21 protein-coding genes are annotated in these 16,962 nt (G+C 67.0%); 7 read left to right on the top strand and 14 right to left on the bottom strand.

Annotated features, from left to right (window positions below; translation table 11 throughout):
- Positions 1–130: 130 nt before the first annotated feature.
- The 4 genes from GTH22_RS04635 to GTH22_RS04620 all read right to left on the bottom strand — a co-directional run bounded on the left by GTH22_RS04635 (position 131) and on the right by GTH22_RS04620 (position 1,914).
- Positions 131–295 (bottom strand): hypothetical protein, encoded by a 165-nt coding sequence (locus tag GTH22_RS04635; protein ID WP_252943577.1) that lies wholly within the window; start codon positions 293–295, stop codon positions 131–133.
- Positions 296–380: 85 nt separating this feature from the next.
- Positions 381–869: a 30S ribosomal protein S9 gene (gene rpsI / locus GTH22_RS04630; RefSeq protein ID WP_252943576.1), complete on the bottom strand. Its 489-nt coding sequence runs from the start codon at positions 867–869 to the stop codon at positions 381–383.
- Positions 870–872: 3 nt separating this feature from the next.
- Positions 873–1,331 carry a 50S ribosomal protein L13 gene (rplM, locus tag GTH22_RS04625; protein ID WP_252943575.1) on the bottom strand — a complete coding sequence of 153 codons (459 nt, stop codon included), beginning with the start codon at positions 1,329–1,331 and terminating at the stop codon, positions 873–875.
- Between the two features lie 139 nt (positions 1,332–1,470).
- Positions 1,471–1,914 carry a PaaI family thioesterase gene (locus GTH22_RS04620; RefSeq protein WP_252943574.1) on the bottom strand — a complete coding sequence of 148 codons (444 nt, stop codon included), beginning with the start codon at positions 1,912–1,914 and terminating at the stop codon, positions 1,471–1,473.
- A 65-nt stretch (positions 1,915–1,979) separates the two neighbouring features.
- Here GTH22_RS04620 and GTH22_RS04615 point away from each other — a divergent pair, with 65 nt between their 5' ends.
- Both GTH22_RS04615 and GTH22_RS04610 read left to right on the top strand, forming a co-directional pair.
- A complete protein-coding gene (locus GTH22_RS04615) occupies positions 1,980–2,768 on the top strand; it encodes an enoyl-CoA hydratase (protein ID WP_252943573.1) in 789 nt (262 codons plus the stop codon).
- 176 nt (positions 2,769–2,944) lie between these two features.
- Positions 2,945–3,586, top strand: coding sequence for a porin (locus GTH22_RS04610; RefSeq protein ID WP_252943572.1), 642 nt, complete (start codon positions 2,945–2,947; stop codon positions 3,584–3,586).
- 123 nt (positions 3,587–3,709) lie between these two features.
- Here GTH22_RS04610 and GTH22_RS04605 read toward each other — a convergent pair whose 3' ends face one another.
- The 3 genes from GTH22_RS04605 to GTH22_RS04595 form a co-directional block, all read right to left on the bottom strand.
- Complete coding sequence (locus GTH22_RS04605; RefSeq protein ID WP_252943571.1) at positions 3,710–5,179, bottom strand: carboxypeptidase M32; 1,470 nt, start codon at positions 5,177–5,179, stop codon at positions 3,710–3,712.
- A gap of 3 nt (positions 5,180–5,182) precedes the next feature.
- Entirely contained in the window at positions 5,183–6,334 is a 1,152-nt protein-coding gene (ctaA, locus tag GTH22_RS04600) for a heme A synthase (protein ID WP_252943570.1), read from the bottom strand.
- Positions 6,335–6,409: 75 nt separating this feature from the next.
- Entirely contained in the window at positions 6,410–7,132 is a 723-nt protein-coding gene (locus GTH22_RS04595) for an RNA methyltransferase (protein ID WP_252943569.1), read from the bottom strand.
- Between the two features lie 125 nt (positions 7,133–7,257).
- On the opposite strand from GTH22_RS04595, the gene GTH22_RS04590 reads away from it, so the two are divergent.
- Positions 7,258–7,590: a TfoX/Sxy family protein gene (locus GTH22_RS04590; protein ID WP_252943568.1), complete on the top strand. Its 333-nt coding sequence runs from the start codon at positions 7,258–7,260 to the stop codon at positions 7,588–7,590.
- A gap of 55 nt (positions 7,591–7,645) precedes the next feature.
- Complete coding sequence (locus tag GTH22_RS04585; RefSeq protein ID WP_252943566.1) at positions 7,646–8,269, top strand: thiamine phosphate synthase; 624 nt, start codon at positions 7,646–7,648, stop codon at positions 8,267–8,269.
- Between the two features lie 229 nt (positions 8,270–8,498).
- On the opposite strand, the gene GTH22_RS04580 is transcribed toward GTH22_RS04585, so the two are convergent.
- The 3 genes from GTH22_RS04580 to GTH22_RS04570 form a co-directional block, all read right to left on the bottom strand.
- Positions 8,499–9,353 carry a lysophospholipid acyltransferase family protein gene (locus tag GTH22_RS04580; RefSeq protein ID WP_371928316.1) on the bottom strand — a complete coding sequence of 285 codons (855 nt, stop codon included), beginning with the start codon at positions 9,351–9,353 and terminating at the stop codon, positions 8,499–8,501.
- Positions 9,350–10,141, bottom strand: a complete 792-nt coding sequence (locus GTH22_RS04575) for a GNAT family N-acetyltransferase (protein ID WP_252943565.1) — start codon at positions 10,139–10,141, stop codon at positions 9,350–9,352. Before GTH22_RS04575 ends, GTH22_RS04580 begins: the two co-directional genes overlap by 4 nt.
- Positions 10,142–10,284: 143 nt before the next feature.
- Positions 10,285–10,470 carry a DUF3553 domain-containing protein gene (locus GTH22_RS04570; RefSeq protein ID WP_252943562.1) on the bottom strand — a complete coding sequence of 62 codons (186 nt, stop codon included), beginning with the start codon at positions 10,468–10,470 and terminating at the stop codon, positions 10,285–10,287.
- Between the two features lie 36 nt (positions 10,471–10,506).
- On the opposite strand from GTH22_RS04570, the gene GTH22_RS04565 reads away from it, so the two are divergent.
- Positions 10,507–11,094 carry a histidine phosphotransferase family protein gene (locus GTH22_RS04565; RefSeq protein ID WP_252943561.1) on the top strand — a complete coding sequence of 196 codons (588 nt, stop codon included), beginning with the start codon at positions 10,507–10,509 and terminating at the stop codon, positions 11,092–11,094.
- A gap of 178 nt (positions 11,095–11,272) precedes the next feature.
- On the opposite strand, the gene GTH22_RS04560 is transcribed toward GTH22_RS04565, so the two are convergent.
- A complete protein-coding gene (locus tag GTH22_RS04560; RefSeq protein WP_252943559.1) occupies positions 11,273–12,526 on the bottom strand; it encodes a glutamate-5-semialdehyde dehydrogenase in 1,254 nt (417 codons plus the stop codon).
- Between the two features lie 124 nt (positions 12,527–12,650).
- Between GTH22_RS04560 and GTH22_RS22190 the strand changes: the two genes are divergently transcribed.
- Positions 12,651–13,661, top strand: a complete 1,011-nt coding sequence (locus GTH22_RS22190; RefSeq protein ID WP_305884652.1) for a Gfo/Idh/MocA family protein — start codon at positions 12,651–12,653, stop codon at positions 13,659–13,661.
- Between the two features lie 24 nt (positions 13,662–13,685).
- On the opposite strand, the gene GTH22_RS04545 is transcribed toward GTH22_RS22190, so the two are convergent.
- The 3 genes from GTH22_RS04545 to GTH22_RS04535 form a co-directional block, all read right to left on the bottom strand.
- Entirely contained in the window at positions 13,686–13,895 is a 210-nt protein-coding gene (locus GTH22_RS04545) for a hypothetical protein (protein WP_252943557.1), read from the bottom strand.
- A gap of 137 nt (positions 13,896–14,032) precedes the next feature.
- Entirely contained in the window at positions 14,033–14,866 is an 834-nt protein-coding gene (locus GTH22_RS04540; RefSeq protein ID WP_252943556.1) for a YdiY family protein, read from the bottom strand.
- Positions 14,867–15,151: 285 nt separating this feature from the next.
- On the bottom strand, positions 15,152–15,655 hold the full coding sequence (locus tag GTH22_RS04535; RefSeq protein ID WP_252943554.1) for a DinB family protein: 504 nt from the start codon (positions 15,653–15,655) through the stop codon (positions 15,152–15,154).
- 178 nt (positions 15,656–15,833) lie between these two features.
- On the opposite strand from GTH22_RS04535, the gene GTH22_RS04530 reads away from it, so the two are divergent.
- On the top strand, positions 15,834–16,880 hold the full coding sequence (locus tag GTH22_RS04530; protein ID WP_252943553.1) for an extracellular solute-binding protein: 1,047 nt from the start codon (positions 15,834–15,836) through the stop codon (positions 16,878–16,880).
- Positions 16,881–16,962 lie beyond the last annotated feature (82 nt).

The following is a 16,962-nucleotide window of genomic DNA, read 5'->3' as shown; positions in this document are numbered from 1 at the left end:
ATAGATATAGGTCAGGACTGCAGCCCTGTCAAGGTGCCGTTACAGAACGCTACGTCGGAACCTGCGGACATCGACCAGATCGAAAGTGCAGCGCGCGGCTCCGGGCTGCCTGGAGGGTACAATGATGCCGCTACCCGCCCGCCATTGCCTCGACGCGCGCGGCTTTCGTGTAAGCCCGCATGATCCCCTCGAAGTGCACCGGCGCCTCTGCAAGCGGCTCCTGCCCCCAGGCTGTGCCGGCCTTTGCCGTCGCGCCGGCAACCGTGGCGACGGGCGCATAGTCGGGTGAAATCACGAAGTGCAGTTCTTCCCCGCCGATCCCAAAGAAAAAGGGCGACCCGCGAAGGTCGCCCCGATCCGTTTTGCAGAACTCCGGCAGCTTAACGCTTGGAGAACTGGAAGCTCTTGCGGGCCTTCGGCTTGCCGTACTTCTTCCGCTCGACCACGCGGCTGTCGCGGGTGAGGAAGCCGGCGGCTTTCAGCGCGCCACGCAGCGAGGGTTCATAGAGCTGCAGGGCCTTGGAGATACCGTGCTTGACCGCGCCGGCCTGGCCGGTGAGGCCGCCGCCCTTGACGGTGGCCATCACGTCGAACTCGCCCTCGACGCCGGCAACCTGGAAGGGCTGGCGCAGGATGAGTTGCAGCACCGGACGGGCAAAGTACTTGTCCTGGTCCTTGCCGTTCACGATGACCTTGCCGGAGCCCGGCTTGATCCAGACGCGGGCGACCGCGTCCTTCCGCTTGCCGGTGGCATAGGCGCGGCCGAGTTCGTCACGGACGGGCTCGCGGTTGATGACCTCTTCGGTCACGGGAGCAGCGCCTTCGGCGACGGTGCCCAGCTCTTCGAGCGAATTCACTTGGTCGGCCATCGGTTAGACCCTCGTGTTCTTTTTGTTCATGGATTTGACGTCCAGCACTTCGGGGCTCTGGGCCTCGTGGGGGTGCTCGGCGCCAGCATAGACGCGCAGGTTGGTCATCTGCTGGCGGCTCAGCTTGTTGCCGGGCAGCATCCGCTTGACGGCCTGCATGACAACACGCTCGGGGTGGGCACCCTCGAGGATCTGGCCGGTGGTGCGGGACTTGATGCCGCCCGGGTGGCCGGTGTGCCAGTAGTTGGGCTTCTCACGCTTGTTGCCGGTGAGCTGCACCTTGTCGGCGTTGACGATGATCACGTTGTCACCCATGTCCTGCGACGGGGTGAAGGTGGCTTTGTGCTTGCCGCGAAGGCGCATGGCGACGATCGAGGCAAGACGGCCCAGAACAACGCCCTCGGCGTCGATCAGGATCCACTTCTTGTCGATGTCTGCCGGGGTGGCAGTGAAGGTTTTCATCTCTCGTTCCTCTTGCACCGCGCAGAGGGCGCGGCTGTGGCATTCGATTGCGCCGTTCTACGTGATCCGCGCGGCCAGTCAAGAGGGGTTTGCGCCAGATTATTGCGCGATTTCAGAGGCTTGCGATAAAGGTATTATTTTACCCCACGCTTTCGGGCCGCTTCGGGGGGATCGCGTAGGTCAGACTGGCCCGCGCCACCACCTGCTCGTGCCCTTCCGAGCGCAGGTGGCATTCGCCCACGGCCAGCGAGCGGCCCAGCTTCAGCAGGCGGGCGGTGCAGATCAGGTCGCGCCCGGCTTCGGGCTTGCGCATGAAGTCGATGGCGCAGCTTGTGGTGACCGTCAGCGCTACGGGGCCGATGCGCGAGAGCACGGCGAAATACATGCCCACGTCCACGAGGCCGAACATCGAGGGGCCCGAGACGGTGCCGCCCGGGCGCAGGTGCTTTTCCTGCGTCAGCAGCCGCACCACCACCCCGTCCGGTATGATCTCCTCGACCGCGAAATCCCCTTTGACCTGGGTGAATTCGGTGTCGATGAAGCGCTCCAGCGCCGCCTTGTCCATTACCGTCTGCTCAAACATGGCCCCTCCCCTTGCACATCCCTCAACTCGGGCCCAGAGTTTCGTGCCAAGGGAGGATTGGCAAGATGGGCGAGCCCGTGCTGACCCGGCGAGACCGGAGTAACGTTGCGGAACTGACGCTGAACCGGCCGGGCGCGTTGAACGCGCTCTCCGACGATCTGCTCGCCGCGCTGGCCGGGGAGATTGCCGCGCTGGAGGGCGACACCACCATTCGGGCGGTGATCCTGCGGGGGGCGGGCAAGGCGTTTTGCGCCGGGCACGACCTGAAGGAAATGCAGGCGGGGCGGCAGGGGGAAGACCAGGGCCGGGCCTATTTCGAGGATCTTTTCGCGCGCTGCTCGGCGGTGATGATGGGGTTGCAGACCCTGCCCCAGCCGGTGATTGCGCAGGTCCATGGCATCGCCACGGCGGCGGGCTGCCAGCTTGTGGCAAGCTGCGACATGGCGGTGGCGGCGGAGGGCACGCGGTTTGGCGTGAACGGCGTGAACATCGGACTTTTCTGTTCCACGCCGATGGTGGCGCTCTCGCGCAACGTGCCCCCCAAGGTGGCCTTCGAGATGCTCACCACCGGCGAGTTCATCGACGCGACCCGCGCCCGCGAGGTCGGGCTGGTCAACCGCGTGGTGCCCGAGGCGGAGCTTGAGGCCGAGACGGGCGCCCTTGCCGAGACCGTGGCGAGCAAGCTCGGCGCGGCCGTCAAGATCGGCAAGCGGGCGTTCTACGACCAGCTCCCGATGACCACGCCCGAGGCCTATGCCCATGCCAGCGCGGTGATGGTCGAGAACATGCTCTGGCGCGACACCGACGAGGGGATCAAAGCCTTCATCGACAAGCGCCCGCCGGACTGGCAATAGCGCAACACATCTGTTCCCTGACCTCAGGCGCATTGTTTTCCTTCAATAAGTTCATAGGCTTCGCCGCTCATGACCCAAGGGAAGGAAACAGGCCGATGATCGGGAGAATTTCGACATGCGTGGCCCTGTTGTGTGCTGGCAGCAGCGTCGCTGCACAAGGATTTGAAGGGGCGCGGTTGTCGCTCGAAACCTACAAGTACGACGAGGGCGACGGGATCGACCTGACCTTCGTCACCGGGCTGGCCGATGTGGCCTACAGCTTTGGTCCGGTGGGGGTGCAGCTGGGCATCGGGCGCTCCGTCAACACCGACTATTCGCAGGACTGGCTGAGGACCGACGCGGCCAACTCCTTCATGTTCCACATCTATCACGACCTCAGCGAGCAGACCCGGATTGGCCTGATGCTGGGCGATGACACCTATGAGGACGATGATTTCACCTACGGCCTCGAGGTGCTGCACAGCTTTGGCCGGGCCGAGGTGGAGGCACGGATTGCGCGCTTCGACTCCGAGATCGAGCCTGCGCGGCTGTTCGAGATCTTCGGCCGCTTTGATGCGACCGAAGCACTGAACCTGCGGGCCGGATACCAGCGGGTGAATTACGAAGGCGGCTTTGGCTACTTCGAATACACCTCGATCGGCGCCAGCTACGAGGTTGTCCCCGGTCTCGACCTTTACGCCAACCTTGGCCGGACGATGAACGACTTCGGCACTCCGGTGGACCGCTACGATGGCCGCGAGATCGCCATTGGCGCCACCTGGCGCTTTGGCGGAGCGGAGCGCAGCGACCGGATGTTCAACTACAACCCGTTCTTCTGAGCCGATCCCGGTGGCGGGGCCGTTCACCGGCCCTGCCCCTTTGCTTGGGAAGAGATTGCCCCAAAAGGTTTACAACCCGTTTAAGACTGCGCCCGCCACGGGCCGGCGCGGCGCCGTGGCGCCTCAGAGCTTGTAGATCGCGCTGAACTTCTCTTCGAGATAATCGAGCAGCGGTGCCTCTGAAGGCTCGAAGCCGCAGGCATGGGCGATTGTGGCGCGGGGGGTGCGCAGCCCGCCGTGCTGCTGGAGGTTCTCGCGCAGCCATGCCGTGGCCGGGGTGGCATCACCCGAGGCGAGCGCCACGTCGACGCCGGGCACGGCATCGCGCAGGGCCTTGTTCAGGCAGCCGGCGTAGACGTTGCCGAGCGAATAGGTCGGGAAGTAGCCAAAGAGGCCGACCGACCAGTGCACATCTTGCAGGCAGCCGTTGGAGGGCTTGTCGACCGGGTAGCCGAAGTCGCGCTCGAAGCGGGCATTCCAGGCTTCTTCGAGGTCTGCCGCTTCCAGCTTTCCGGCCACCAGATCGCGCTCGAGATCGAAGCGCAGCAGGACGTGGAGGTTGTATTGCACCTCGTCAGCCTCGGTGCGGATGTAGCCCGGCTTGACCTTGTTGACGGTGGCATAGAAGGCCTCGGCATCGCAGCCGAGCGGGCCGAAGGCCTCTTCCATCTGGGCATGGAGCCATCCGGTGAAGGCGCTGGAGCGGCCCATCTGGTTTTCGTAGATGCGGCTTTGGCTTTCGTGCACGCCCATCGACACCCCCTGCCCCATCGGGGTCAGCAGGTAGCGCTGGTCGATGCCCTGCTCGTAGCAGGCGTGGCCGACCTCGTGGATGGTGGAATAGAAGCAGTTGAACGGATCGGCCTCGTCGACGCGGGTGGTGATGCGCACATCGTTGCCCGAGCCGGAACTGAAGGGGTGCACGGCCTTGTCGATCCGCCCGCGCGAGAAGTCGTAGCCGAAGGCCTCGGCCAGCTTTTGCGACAGAGCAAGCTGGGTGGCCTCGGGGAAGCTGCCGGTGAGGGCGGCGGGCTGATGGGGCGAGGCGAGGATCTTTTCACGCAGGGCGACAAGGCGGGGGCGCAGCGCGCCGAACATGGCCTCGAGATCGGCGGCCTTGGCACCCGGCTCGTAGTCATCGAGCAGCGCGTCGTAGAGATCGCCTCCGGAGGCCAGCGCGGCGGCTTCCTCGCGCTTGAGCTTCAGCACCTCGTCGAGCACCGGAACGAAGGCGGCGACATCCTGGGCCTTGCGCGCCTCGGCCCATTTGCCCTGGGCGATCGAGGTGGTCTTGGCCAGCGCAGCGGCGAGGCTGGCGGGCAGCTTGGTGGTGCGCTCGAAGCTGCGGCGGATCAGCCGGAGCGCGGCGTCGCCGGCGGCATCGGGGGCCTGTGCGGTGGCGAGCCAGTCGCCGACCCGAGGGTCGATCCGGCGGGCGTGGAGCACGCCGGAGAGCGCGGCCATCTCGTCGCCGCGCTGCTCGGCGGAGCCGCGCGGCATCATGGTTTCCTGGTCCCAGCCGAGCCGGCCCATGACCTGGCCGAGCGCCTCGGTCTCGCGGGTGTGGGCCATCAGATCGGTGAATGCGGTCATGTTCTAAAGTCCTTCGCGGAGGGTTCCGGCCTTGGGGTAGCCCGCCATGAAGCGGGCGCGGATGATGGTGACCCAGAGCGCCACGCCGAGCGCCTGATGGGTGATGGCGATGTGCCAGGGGGCGGAGTGCATGACGGTGACGATGCCGAGCACCACCTGGCCGAAGAGCAGCACCAGCGCCCAGTCGAAGGCGCGGCGGGTGGCGGCAAAGGCCGAGCGGCGCGAGCGTACCCAGGCGAAGATGCCGAAGGCGAAGAGCGCGTAGGCGACCATGCGGTGGATGAACTGCACGGTGCCGTCGTTCTCGAAGAAATTGCGCCAGAGCGGCTCGAGCTGCCACATGTCGGGCGGCGTGAAGCCCCCCGCCATCAGCGGCCAGTCCACGTAGTTGCGCCCGGCGTCGATGCCCGCCACCAGTGCGCCGATGAGGATCTGCAGGAAGGCGAAATGCATGAAGCCGGTGCCGAGGCCGAACAGGCGGCGCTCGCGGGCGCGGCGGGCCTGCATGATGTCGCGTTCGGGGCGCGAGAGCAGCAGGATGTACCACGCCAGCAGGCCAAGGATGGCGAAGGCGAGGCCGAGGTGGGTGGCGAGGCGGTAGGAGGCCACGTCGGTCATCTCGCCGGAGAGGCCGGAGTGGACCATCCACCAGCCGATCGCGCCCTGCACGCCACCGAGCGCGCCGGGGATCAGCAGGCGGCCCTTCCAGCCGGTGGGGATCTGGTTGCGCAGCAGGAACCAGGCATAGCCGACCGCCCAGACCAGCCCGATCAGGCGGCCAAGCTGGCGGTGGCCCCATTCCCACCAGTAGATGTGCTTGAACTCGGCGAGGGTCATCCCCTTGTTCTGCAACTCGTATTCGGGGATCGTCTTGTACTTGTCGAAGGCCAGCGTCCAGTCGGCCTCGTTGAGCGGCGGGATCGCGCCCTTGACGACGTTCCACTCGGTGATCGACAGGCCGGAGTCGGTGAGCCGGGTGAGGCCGCCGACGAGGATCATCACCACGACCAGCGCGAAGAGAAGCACCAGCCAGCTGCGGATCGCGAGGCGGGCGCCGGAGCGGCTGCCCTTGTCGATCAGTCCGGTTTCGCGGGGGGCGGCACGGGGGCTTTCGCCCTCCCCGACCTCTTCGAAGATGCTGCGTTTTCCGGCCATGGTCATCCTTCTTTCGCGCCCGCCCTCACGGGGCGTCTCATCCGCGCTCTCAGGTAGCGCGGGGGGCGGTCGGCCTCAAGACCCGCCGCCGGACTTGCCGCGAAGCAATTGCCGCAGCGCGCCGTGCAGGAGCTGCACGTCGGGGCGGGTGAGCATGAGGCGGGGCCACATGTTGCGCAGCACCAGTTTCATCCCCGGGGCCTTCTCGGGCGGAAAGAAGAACCCGGCCTCCTCGAGCCGCTCTTCCCAGTGGTCTCCGAGCTTTTCGACCTCGAGCGCGGCGGCGGGTTCGGCCGGGGCCTCCTCGCCGCGCGGAAGCGCGTGGCGGCCATATTCATAAGCCATCAGGAGCACGGCCTGCCCGAGGTTGAGCGAGAAGAATTCGGGGTTGACCGGCACCGTGATGATCGAGCTGGCGCGGGCGACATCCTCGTTTTCCAGCCCGGCCCGTTCGGGGCCGAAGAGCACCGCCACGCGCTGCCCGGCGGCGGCGCGGCGGCGGGCGTCAGTCATGGCTTCTTCGGGGGTGAGCACGGGCTTGGTCAGCCCGCGCGGGCGGGCGGTGGTGGCGTAGATGGTGCGGCAATCGGCCACCGCTTCGGCGACGCTGTCGCAGATCACCGCGTTGTCGAGCAGCCGCCCTGCCCCGCTGGCGAGCGCGGAGGCGCGGGGGTTGGGCCAGCCGTCGCGGGGCGAGACGATGCGCATGCGATCAAGCCCGAAGTTCCACATGGCACGCGCCGCGGCCCCGATGTTTTCGCCCATCTGCGGGCGCACGAGCACAAAGACTGGATCCATGATTTTGTGCACCTTTCCTTGCCGCGCAATATGGCGCGGGTGATACGATGGAGGCGGACGCGGCACAAGCGCCACAGGGGTGGCGGGCCGTTCGTGCCGGGGTTTAATGCGTAGAGAGGTGCGCCATGGCCTATGACGAGGGGATCGCCCAGCAGCTCAGGGACGCGCTGGCGGAGGTGCCGGATGTGTCGGAGAAGCGCATGTTCGGCGGCCTGTGCTTTCTGCTGCGGGGCAATATGCTCTGCGGCGCATCCGGTTGGTCGGACACGATGTTTCGGGTCGGCAAGGCGGCGGAGGCGGCGGCGCTGGAGGTGGCGGGCACGCGGATCATGGAGATGGGCGGGCGCCGGATGGGCGGCTTCGTGCGGGCCGACGAGAGCGCCATGGCCGACGACGGGGCGCGCGATCGGCTGATGGCCCTGGCGCTGGGCTATGTGCAGAGCCTTCCGCCGAAGTAGCCAAGCCGCGAAAACCCCGGTATAGGGCCTGAAACACGCGAGAATGGAGCCGAAAATGGCCGACGACAGGGACGCGCCCCAGATCTATCTCATCACCCCGCCTGCGGTGGAATTATCGAGCTTTCCCGGCATCTTGGGCAATGTGCTTGATGCGGTCGACGTGGCCTGCATCCGGCTGGCGCTGGCCTCCGGCGAGGAGCGCGAGGTGAGCCAGGCCGCCGATGCGCTGCGCGAGGTGGCCCATGCGCGGGACGTGGCGCTGGTGATCGAGCGCCATGTGCAGATGGTGGAGCGGCTGGGCCTGGACGGGGTGCACCTGACCGACGGGCCGCGCTCGGTGCGGGCGGCGCGCAAGGCGCTGGGCGAGGATGCCATCGTGGGGGCCTATTGCGGCGCCTCGCGCCATGACGGGATGAGCGCCGGTGAGGCGGGGGCGGATTACGTGAGTTTCGGCCCGGTTTCAACGACTTCGCTGGGCGACGGCACCCTGGCCGAAGATGAGCTTTTCGGCTGGTGGAGCGAGATGATCGAGTTGCCCGTCGTCGCCGAGGGCGGCCTCAGCGCGGGCCGGGTGACGGCGCTGGCGGGGGTCACGGATTTCTTTGGCGTGGGCGCGGAGATCTGGGGCGAGGACGATCCGGCGGCGGCGCTGAAGAGCCTTCTGGCCGGGGCCGGCTGATCTGTGCGTTTTTGCGGAAACCCTTCGGAGGAAGGGCGTTAACCGCAAATATGTCACAGGCACAACCTGTACACATCCCGTACACAGCCCGTGCATACGCGATTTTTGCACAACCGGATCGGGTTAACCCATCGGGCTCCCCGGCGCCGTGACGGCGTGCCCCGCCCACTAGACCTGACCACATGTCCTGACCACATGTCCTGACCACACGTCCTGACCGCGGGGCGGCTCAGACGGCCGCGGGGAGCCGGGCGTGAAGCCCCTCGCGCACCGCCGCCTCGCAGGCCGCCGCCAGCGCCTTGCGCCCCCCCGCCCCGGCGACCGGGATCGGCGCGTGAAACAGGATGTCGACCGCGCCGTTGCGCCGCGCCCCGAGCACCCGCAGCAGGCCCGAGCCGAAATCCATGTCGCCCCACCAGCCGTAGAAGCGCGGATCCTCGCCCTCGGGCGCGTGGTAGACCACCGTGACCGGCTGGATGTGCAGGATCTCGGGCATGTCGTGGCTGTAGAAGGCCTGGAACAGCGTCGGCTTGAAGGGCAGCACCCGGAGGCCGTCGGTTGATGTGCCCTCGGGGAAGAACAGCAGGCGGTGGTTCATCCGCAGCCGCTCCTCGAAGACCTCCTGCTGGGCCTTGGCCTCGCGCCGGTCGCGGCGGATGAAGACGGTGCCGGTGGCCCGGGCCAGCCAGCCGATGCCGGGCCAGCCGGCGACCTCGGCCTTGGCGACGTAGTAGATCCGCTGGGGGGCGTTCAGGGCGTAGATGTCGAGCCAGCTTGCGTGGTTGGCGACGATCGCGCCGCGATGAGCCATCGGGGTGCCGAGGGTGCGGTGCTTCATGCCGAGGCAGAGGAAGGCGGATTTGCAGACGAACTGGGTGATGAAGGGCGTGACCGGGCGGGCGTGACCGCAGAGCGGGCGCTCGATCAGGCGGCAGAGCAGCAGCAGGGCGAGGCAGCCGAAGGTGATGAGCCCGAGCGGCGCGCCGCGCAGCAGCACCCGCGCCCAGCCGAGCGGGCCGAGGGGCGCGGGCGGCAGCGGGCTGTCGCCATGCCAGAGCGGGCTGTCGGCGGGCTTCTCGCTCAAAGCGGACGGTCTTTCCGGTAGATCGCCACCTGGCGCGGGCTGACCCGGGCCGCGTCGAGCACGAGGCAGACGTCGGTGGTGTTGAACGCCGCATCGACCCAGGCCCCCTGCCCGACCCATCCGCCGAGCCGCAGGTAGGCCTTGATGAGCGCGGGCACCTCGCGCATGGCGGCGGCGCGGTCGAGCTCGGCCTCGGGGCGCAGGTTCATGTCGCGGGCCCGGGGCGGCAGCGCGGTGGGGCGCAGGGCCTCGGGGGCGAGGTGGTTGTGGTGGAGCATGGAGAGCGGCGCGGCGAGGGCGGCGGTGTCGGTGCCGTGGAAGGAGGCGGTGCCGAAGAGGACTTCGATCTCGCGGGCCTCGACATAATCCCAGAGCGCGCTCCAGAGGTGATACATGGCGATGCCACCGCGGTAGCGGGGCGCGAGGCAGGAACGGCCGAGTTCGAGCAGCCTGCGCCCGGAGGTCTTGAGCGGGGTGAGGTCGTATTCGCCTTCGGTGTAGAAGCCGCCGATTTCGGCTGCGCGCGCGCCGGGAAGCAGGCGGTAGACGCCGACCACCGCGCCCCCTCCGGCTGCGGGCAGCTCGGCGGGCTGGGCGTGGTCGATCAGGAGGAGATGGTCGCAGTGGGGATCGTAGCGGTCGGCCTCAAGGCGGGCGTCATGGTCGACCATCTCGCCGTCGCCGCCCAATTCGGTGACGAAGACCTCGTAGCGCAGGCGCTGGGCGGCGGCGAGATCGGCCTGGCCCGCGGCGAGCCGCACTTCGAATTTCGGCGCATCGGCCTGCATTATGCCAGTCTCACCCCTGCCCTGCGCCCTGTTGGATGGGTTTTAGGCAGGAGGCAGGCCCCATGCAACCCGGGCGTGCCGCCCGCCGGGCGTGAGTGACGCGGCCGGCGCATTAATGGCATGTTAACCATGACCCGCGAAGGTCAGGGATCGAAGATGATTTCGAGGAGAACGTTCTTGCCGTCGATGGTGACCTTGCCCGCATGCTCGAAGTTCACGGTGATCCGGCCGCCAATGTTGGATTGCACCTGCCCCAGCCCCCAATCGGGCTGTCCGGGGTGGCGGACGAGCATTCCGGGTTCGAGAATGGCATTGAGGTCGGCGGGCATGGGGTGCTCCGGGAGGTGAAGATGGGGGATGCGACGATGGATGGATTTGACTTGGCGGTGCGGGTGGCGTCGCGGATCTGCCATGACCTGATAAGCCCGGTGGGGGCAATCGGCAATGGGGTGGAGCTGCTGGCGATGTCGGGGCTGAAGGGCAGCCCGGAGCTGGGGCTGGTGGAAGAGAGCGTGCGCAACGCGCAGGGGCGGATCAAGTTCTTCCGCATTGCCTTTGGCCGGGCGGATGCCGGCCAGGGGGTGAGCGCGGCGGAGATCGGCGGAACGCTGAAGGAGTATTTCGGCGGCGGGCGGGTGCAGGTGGACTGGCCCGAGCCCGGGCCGGTGGCGCGGGCGGAGCTGCGTGCGGTGTTTCTGGCGATCAACTGTCTGGAGGTCGAGCTGGCCTATGGCGGGATGATCACGGTGCAGCCGCTGGAGGGCGGCTGGGAGGTGGCGGCGCTGGCGCCCCGGATGCGCGGCGAAGAGAGCGCCTGGGCGGCGCTGGGTGGCGAGGCCGAGGGGCTGAACCCGGCGATGGTGCAGTTTCTGCTGTTGCCGATGGCGGTTGGCGTGCTGGGCCGGGAGATTGCGATCGAGCGGCGCGAGGGGGAGATGGTGGTGCGGTTTTGAGGCGGGGTGTGGTTGCGATTTGACCGATAGGGCGGCGTTTTGATTGCGCCGTTCAGTGGGGGGCCAGCCCCCCACGCCACGGCTTTAAGTGGGGGGCCAGCCCCCCACACCGCGGCTTCAAGTGGGGGGCCAGCCCCCCACACCCCCCGGAGATATTTGCAGCAAGAAAATGAACGGGTCAGGCGCGCGTGGTGCCGTCGCCCTTCACCAGATACTTGAAGCTGGTCAGCTCGCGCGCGCCGACCGGGCCGCGGGCGTGCATCTTGCCGGTGGCGATGCCGATCTCGGCGCCCATGCCGAATTCGCCGCCGTCGGCGAATTGCGTGGAGGCGTTGTGCATCAGGATGGCGCTGTCGAGGCGCTGGAAGAAGCGGTCGGCGGCGGCTTGGTCTTCGGTGAGGATCGCCTCGGTGTGCTGCGAGCCGTAGGTGCGGATGTGGGCGATGGCCGCGTCGATGTCGTCCACCACTTTCGCTGCGATCTTCATGTCGAGGAACTCCTTGCCGAAGTCCTCCTCGGTGGCGGGGCGGGTGCCGGTGAGGCCTTGGGCGTAGACCTCCACGCCCGCTTCCATCAGCGCGTCGACGATTTTCTGACCGAGGTCAGTTTGGCTGGCGTGCACCAGCAGGCATTCGGCGGAGCCGCAGATGCCGGTGCGGCGGGTCTTGGCGTTGAGCACCACCTTCATGGCCTTCTCGGCGTCGGCGGCGGCGTCGATGTAGACGTGGCAGATGCCTTCGAGGTGGGCAAAGACCGGCACGCGGGCTTCGCGCTGGACGAGGCCGACGAGTCCCTTGCCGCCCCGGGGGACGATCACGTCGATATAGGCGGTGGCGCGCAGCATCTCGGCCACGGCCTCGCGGTCGCGGGTGGGCATGAGCTGGATGGCATCCTCGGGCAGCCCGGCCTCGCGCAGCCCAGCTTGGAGGGCGGCGTGGATGGCGCGGGCGCTGTGGTGGCTCTCGGAGCCGCCGCGCAGGATCACCGCATTGCCGGACTTGAGGCAGAGGGCGCCGGCATCCGCCGTGACGTTGGGGCGGCTTTCGTAGATCACGCCGATGACGCCGAGGGGGGTGCGGACCTTGCGGATGTGCAGGCCGGTGGGACGGTCCCACTCTTCGATCACCTCGCCGAGGGGGTCGGGCTGGGCGGCGATGGCCGCGAGGCCATCGACCATGCCCTGGATGCGGGCCTCGTCGAGCATGAGGCGGTCCATCATGGCATCGGTCAGGCCCTTCTCGCGGCCGTAGTCCATGTCACGCGCATTGGCGTCGAGGATCTCGGCGCGCGAGGCGAGAAGCGCCGCGCCGGCGGCCTTGAGGGCGGCGTTGCGCGCTTCTGGCGGGGAGAAAGACAGTTCGGCAGCAGCGGCGCGGGCGCGCTCACCCATCTCGGTGACGAGGGCGGGGATGGTCTGGTCGAGGTCTTTCATCGCTTTGGCTCCCTTGGTGGAGGGGATGTAGCGCGATGGGAGGCGCGGCTCAATGGGCAAGCGCGATATGGCCTCGCATGGGAGGCGCGGCTAGGGTGGCGCGGGAGACGACGGGAGGGCGGAGATGACCGGAGACGGAGTGGGCGTGGCGCTGGTGGGCGCGGGGATGATCGCGAAGACCCATGTGGCGGCGCTGGCGGCGGCGGAGGGGCTGGCGCTGAAGGCGGTGGTCTCGCGCCATCCGGAGCGGGCGGGATACCTCGCGGAGCTTTGCGAGGGCGACGCGCCCCGGTTCATCTCGGACATCGGCGAGGTGATCGCGGACCCGGGGATCGGGATGGTGATCATTGCCACGCCGCCGAGTGTAAGGGCCGAGCTGATCGGGCCGCTGGCGGCGGCGGGCAAGCATATTCTGCTGGAGAAGCCGCTGGGGCGGACGCTGGCCGAGGCCGAGGCGGTGGTGGAGATCTGCGAAGGGGCCGGGGTGGCGCTGGGAGTGGTGTTTCAGCACCGGGTGCGGGCCGCGTCGCGGGCGGCGGCGGCGCTGGTGGCTGGGGGTGCCCTTGGCGCGCTGGGCGTGGTGGAGATTGCGGTGCCGATCTGGCGCGCGCAGAGCTATTACGACGAGCTGGGGCGCGGCACCTATGCCCGCGACGGCGGCGGGGTGATGATCACCAACGTGATCCATTCCATCGACCTGGCGCTGAGCCTGACCGGCCCGGTTGTCCGCGTTCAGGGCATGACGGCCACATCGAAGCTGCACCGGATGGAGGCGGAGGATATGGCCGTGGCCGGGCTGAGCTTTGCCAATGGCGCGGTGGGCTCCTTCGTGGCGAGCACGGCGATGTTCCCAAATCGCGGCGAGACGATCTCGCTGCATTTCGAGCAGGGCTCGCTGCGGATTGGCCGCGACGGGGTGGTGGTGAGCTGGCGCGACGGGCGCGAGGAGGTGCTGGGCGCCGAAGAGGTGGCCAAGCACGATTGGCATCAGAGGGTGATCGAGGATTTTTCCACGGCGATCCGCGAGGGGCGCGCGCCGCTGGTGACGGGGCGGGAGGCGCTGGCTTCGCATCGGTTGATCGAGGCCATCGAGACCTCGTCACGCGATGGTCGGGCGGTCGAACTGGCGGGGTGACCTGCTTGCGGGTGCCGGTGGGGCTCAGTCCGAGCTGTCCTGCGCGTCGATGGCATCGCCGAGGATCCGGTTGACGGTGGCGAGGTCGACACCGGCGCTGTCGGCGGCCTGCTGGCTGGAATAGCCCCGCGCATAGCACTCGAGCACCTGTGCGATGGTCTGTTGCGAGACAGGAGGATTGGCGGCGGTGATTCCCGTCTCGGCGGGGCGGTCGGGTGGGTTTTTCCGGTTCATCTGGAGCCTCGGACCTGCGGCGGGAATCGGGATGCCTGTGGACGGGAACCAGAGCATTGCGGGCCGCAGGGGCGCAACGAAAAAGGCCCGCCCATTTCTGGACGGGCCTTCTTCTTCTGATCACGAGGGAAATCGTATCAGTTGAAGCTGTAGACCAGCGACACGCCGAAAGTGTTGTCGGTGTTCTTGTCACCGGGCAGCGGATCGGTGTGGTATTCGGTCGTGATCGAGGTGCGCAGCGCCAGGGCGTTGCTCATGGCCACGTTCACGCCGAGGTCGTTGTAGATCACGTTGTCGGACTCCGAAAAGATGAAATCGGTGTCGTTGGTGAGAAAAACGGTCTCGGTGATCTTGGTCTGGAAGTTGGAGCCGATCGAGGCGGCTTCTTCTTCGATCTCGGTGCCGTCAGACAGCTCGGCCCAGCGGTAGCCGGGGCCTGCGGACACATACCAGGCGGTGGTCGGCGTTTCGACGACCTTGTAGCCGACGCCGAAGCCCGCGAAGGTGTCCCGCGTGTAGGAGGCGAAGTCGTCCTGGCTGCCCTGAACCTGGGCGTAGGCGTACCACTTGTCGCCGAAGTCACGGGTGTACTCGAGGCCGTAGAGCAGGCTCTCCTTGTCCTTCACCTCGTTGCTCTCGCCGTAGTCGTAGACCACGTTGAAGTCGAAGCCGTTCACACCGTCGTACCAGCCGAGGTTGGCGCCGAGGCCGACGTCGAAGCTGTCGGTGTTGCCCGACTGGGCGGTGGAGCGCAGGGCGACGGAGCCGTCGAAGCCGAGCTTGCGGCCGGTGTTGCCGAAGGCGTCGACGTCACGGTCGTAATCGTCGGTGATGTCTTCGTTCAGGTCTTCCAGACGGTCTTCGGCCGCGCCGCGGTTGTCGAAGGTGGTGGTTTGGGCCAGCGCCGCACCTGCGGAAAAGCTCGCGATGGTGCCGAGCGCGATGGCGGCAAATGTGGTGGGTGTTTTCATTGTCTCCATATCCTTCTCAGAGGGTTTGTCCGCGACCCGGGGGGCTGCGGTATGGAGGGAGAGATAAGCGGGTTCGGGCCGGGGATAAGCACACGATGGGGACACGAAAACGTGCTCGAGGGTTGCGTTGCAACAGCACCACATCGGCGGAGAGGTGCCGAGTTATTTATCCAGCGATTTCAGAGGGTTCCATATTCCGTGGCGTAAGCTCACGGGCTATTTCATCACGACATGCGGCGTGTTGGTCATCGCTCTATTGAAGGCGTGACGGGGTAACAGGATCGCTCAGCTTCCGGGCAGGAACGGCAGGTCTGTGATGCCGGGATCGACGCCGATGGAGGTGAGCATGGCGTGGACCTGCCCGCGGTGGTGGGTCTGGTGATTGAACATCTGGGTGACGCAGACGCCGACGGGCTTGCGGTACTCGGCGTCATTATCGCTGGAGTACCATTTGAGGTCGCCCACGAGGTCGATCTCGCGCAGGCCGGCGGCCCAGACCCGGATGCGCCCGTCGAGCTGGAAACGCCCTGCCTCCCATGCCCCGGCGGTGGGAAAGTAGCTGGCGCTCTCCTTCAGGGTGGTCTGCGGCTCGGGGCCGCCGTCGAAGCGCGAGATCCAGCGCATGTCGCCCCAGACGATGTGATTGAGGGTGCCGAGGATCGACCCGAAGAAGGCGCCGCGGTCGGCTGTCATCTCGGGGGCCGGGAGGCGGCGGACGGCGACCATGATCTGCTCGTTCTGCCAGGCATTGTAGCGGGCCATCATCCGCACCCATTCGACACCGATCATGTTGCGAGGTCTCCTCAATTTTGTGCAAGTTTTGCCGGGGCTTGCGCTTCTGTCAATCAGCGCGCCGCCGCCCCCTGCCCTGCTGCGGCCCCTCGTCAGATTTTCCCTTGTAGGCAAGGCCCGGCGCGGCTAGCGTTTCAAACCGTGATCACACCGCCAACCAAAGGACCACCACATCATGGCGCGACATCTTTCTGCTGCTGCAGCGTTTCTTCTTTCCACTTCGCTGGCCGCCAGCGCAGCGGATTCCGAGCTGCTGATCTTCGACTGGTCGGGGTTCGAGGACCCGGGCTTCTTTGGCGAGTACATCGAGAAATACGGCGACAACCCGAGCTTCACCTTCTTCGGTGAGGAGGAAGAGGCCTTCCAGAAGCTGCGCTCGGGCTTCAAGGCCGACATGGCGCACCCCTGCTCGCAGTCGGTGGACAAGTGGCGGCAGGCCGGGCTGATCGAGCCCTGGGACATTTCCAAGATCCCGCGCTATGCGACCGTGGCCGAGCAGTACAAGAACGACCCGATCTTCACCGATGGCGATCAGGTCTATTTCATCCCCGCCGACAACGGCTCGACCGCGATTGCCTACAATGCCGACGAGATGAGCGCCGATCAGCTCACCACGCTTCAGGTGTTCAAGGACCCGCAGTATGCGGGGCGCATCTCGCTGCCCGACAACGTGGATGACATCTATGCGCTGGCCTATCTGGCGACCGGCGTGAGCGACTGGACCAAGGCGACGCAAGAAGACTTCGAGGCCGCCAGCGCATGGCTGCGCGAGGTGCATCCGAACGTGCGCGCCTACTGGGCCGACGGCGCCGAGCTGGCGCAGCTGATGAGCACCGGCGAAGTGCTGTTTTCCTGGGCCTGGAGCGAGACCCCGGCTTCGATGCGCGGCGATGGCTACAACATCGGCTTCCAGCGCGAGGCGGAAGAGGGCTCTTCGGTCTGGTTCTGCGGCTACGTGAACCTGGTCGACGGCCCCGGCTCGGAAGACAAGGCGCATGACTTCATCAACTCCTGGCTCTCGCCCTCCTCGGTGGAATACATCGTGGAAGAATGGGGCTACGGCAACTCCAACACCGAGGAGATGGCCAAGATCCCGAGCGAGACCCTCGACGAAGTGGGCCTTGGCGAGGTCAGCACCCCGCTGCTGGCCCAGCTGCCGATGGACAACAAGCTGCGCGAGCAGATGATTGCCGAGTTCGAGAAGATCAAGGCCGGGTTCTGAGCCCCAGCGCCTCGACAACGACATGGCGGCGGCCCTTCGGGGTCGCCGTTTTTCTTTGGCGCCGCTTGAAGCTGCCCCCGCC

Source organism: Oceanicola sp. 502str15, from assembly GCF_024105635.1.
In the GTDB taxonomy this organism is placed as follows: domain Bacteria; phylum Pseudomonadota; class Alphaproteobacteria; order Rhodobacterales; family Rhodobacteraceae; genus Vannielia.
Note: the sequence above shows the minus strand (reverse complement) of the source record. Positions and strands in the feature narration are given on the sequence as shown.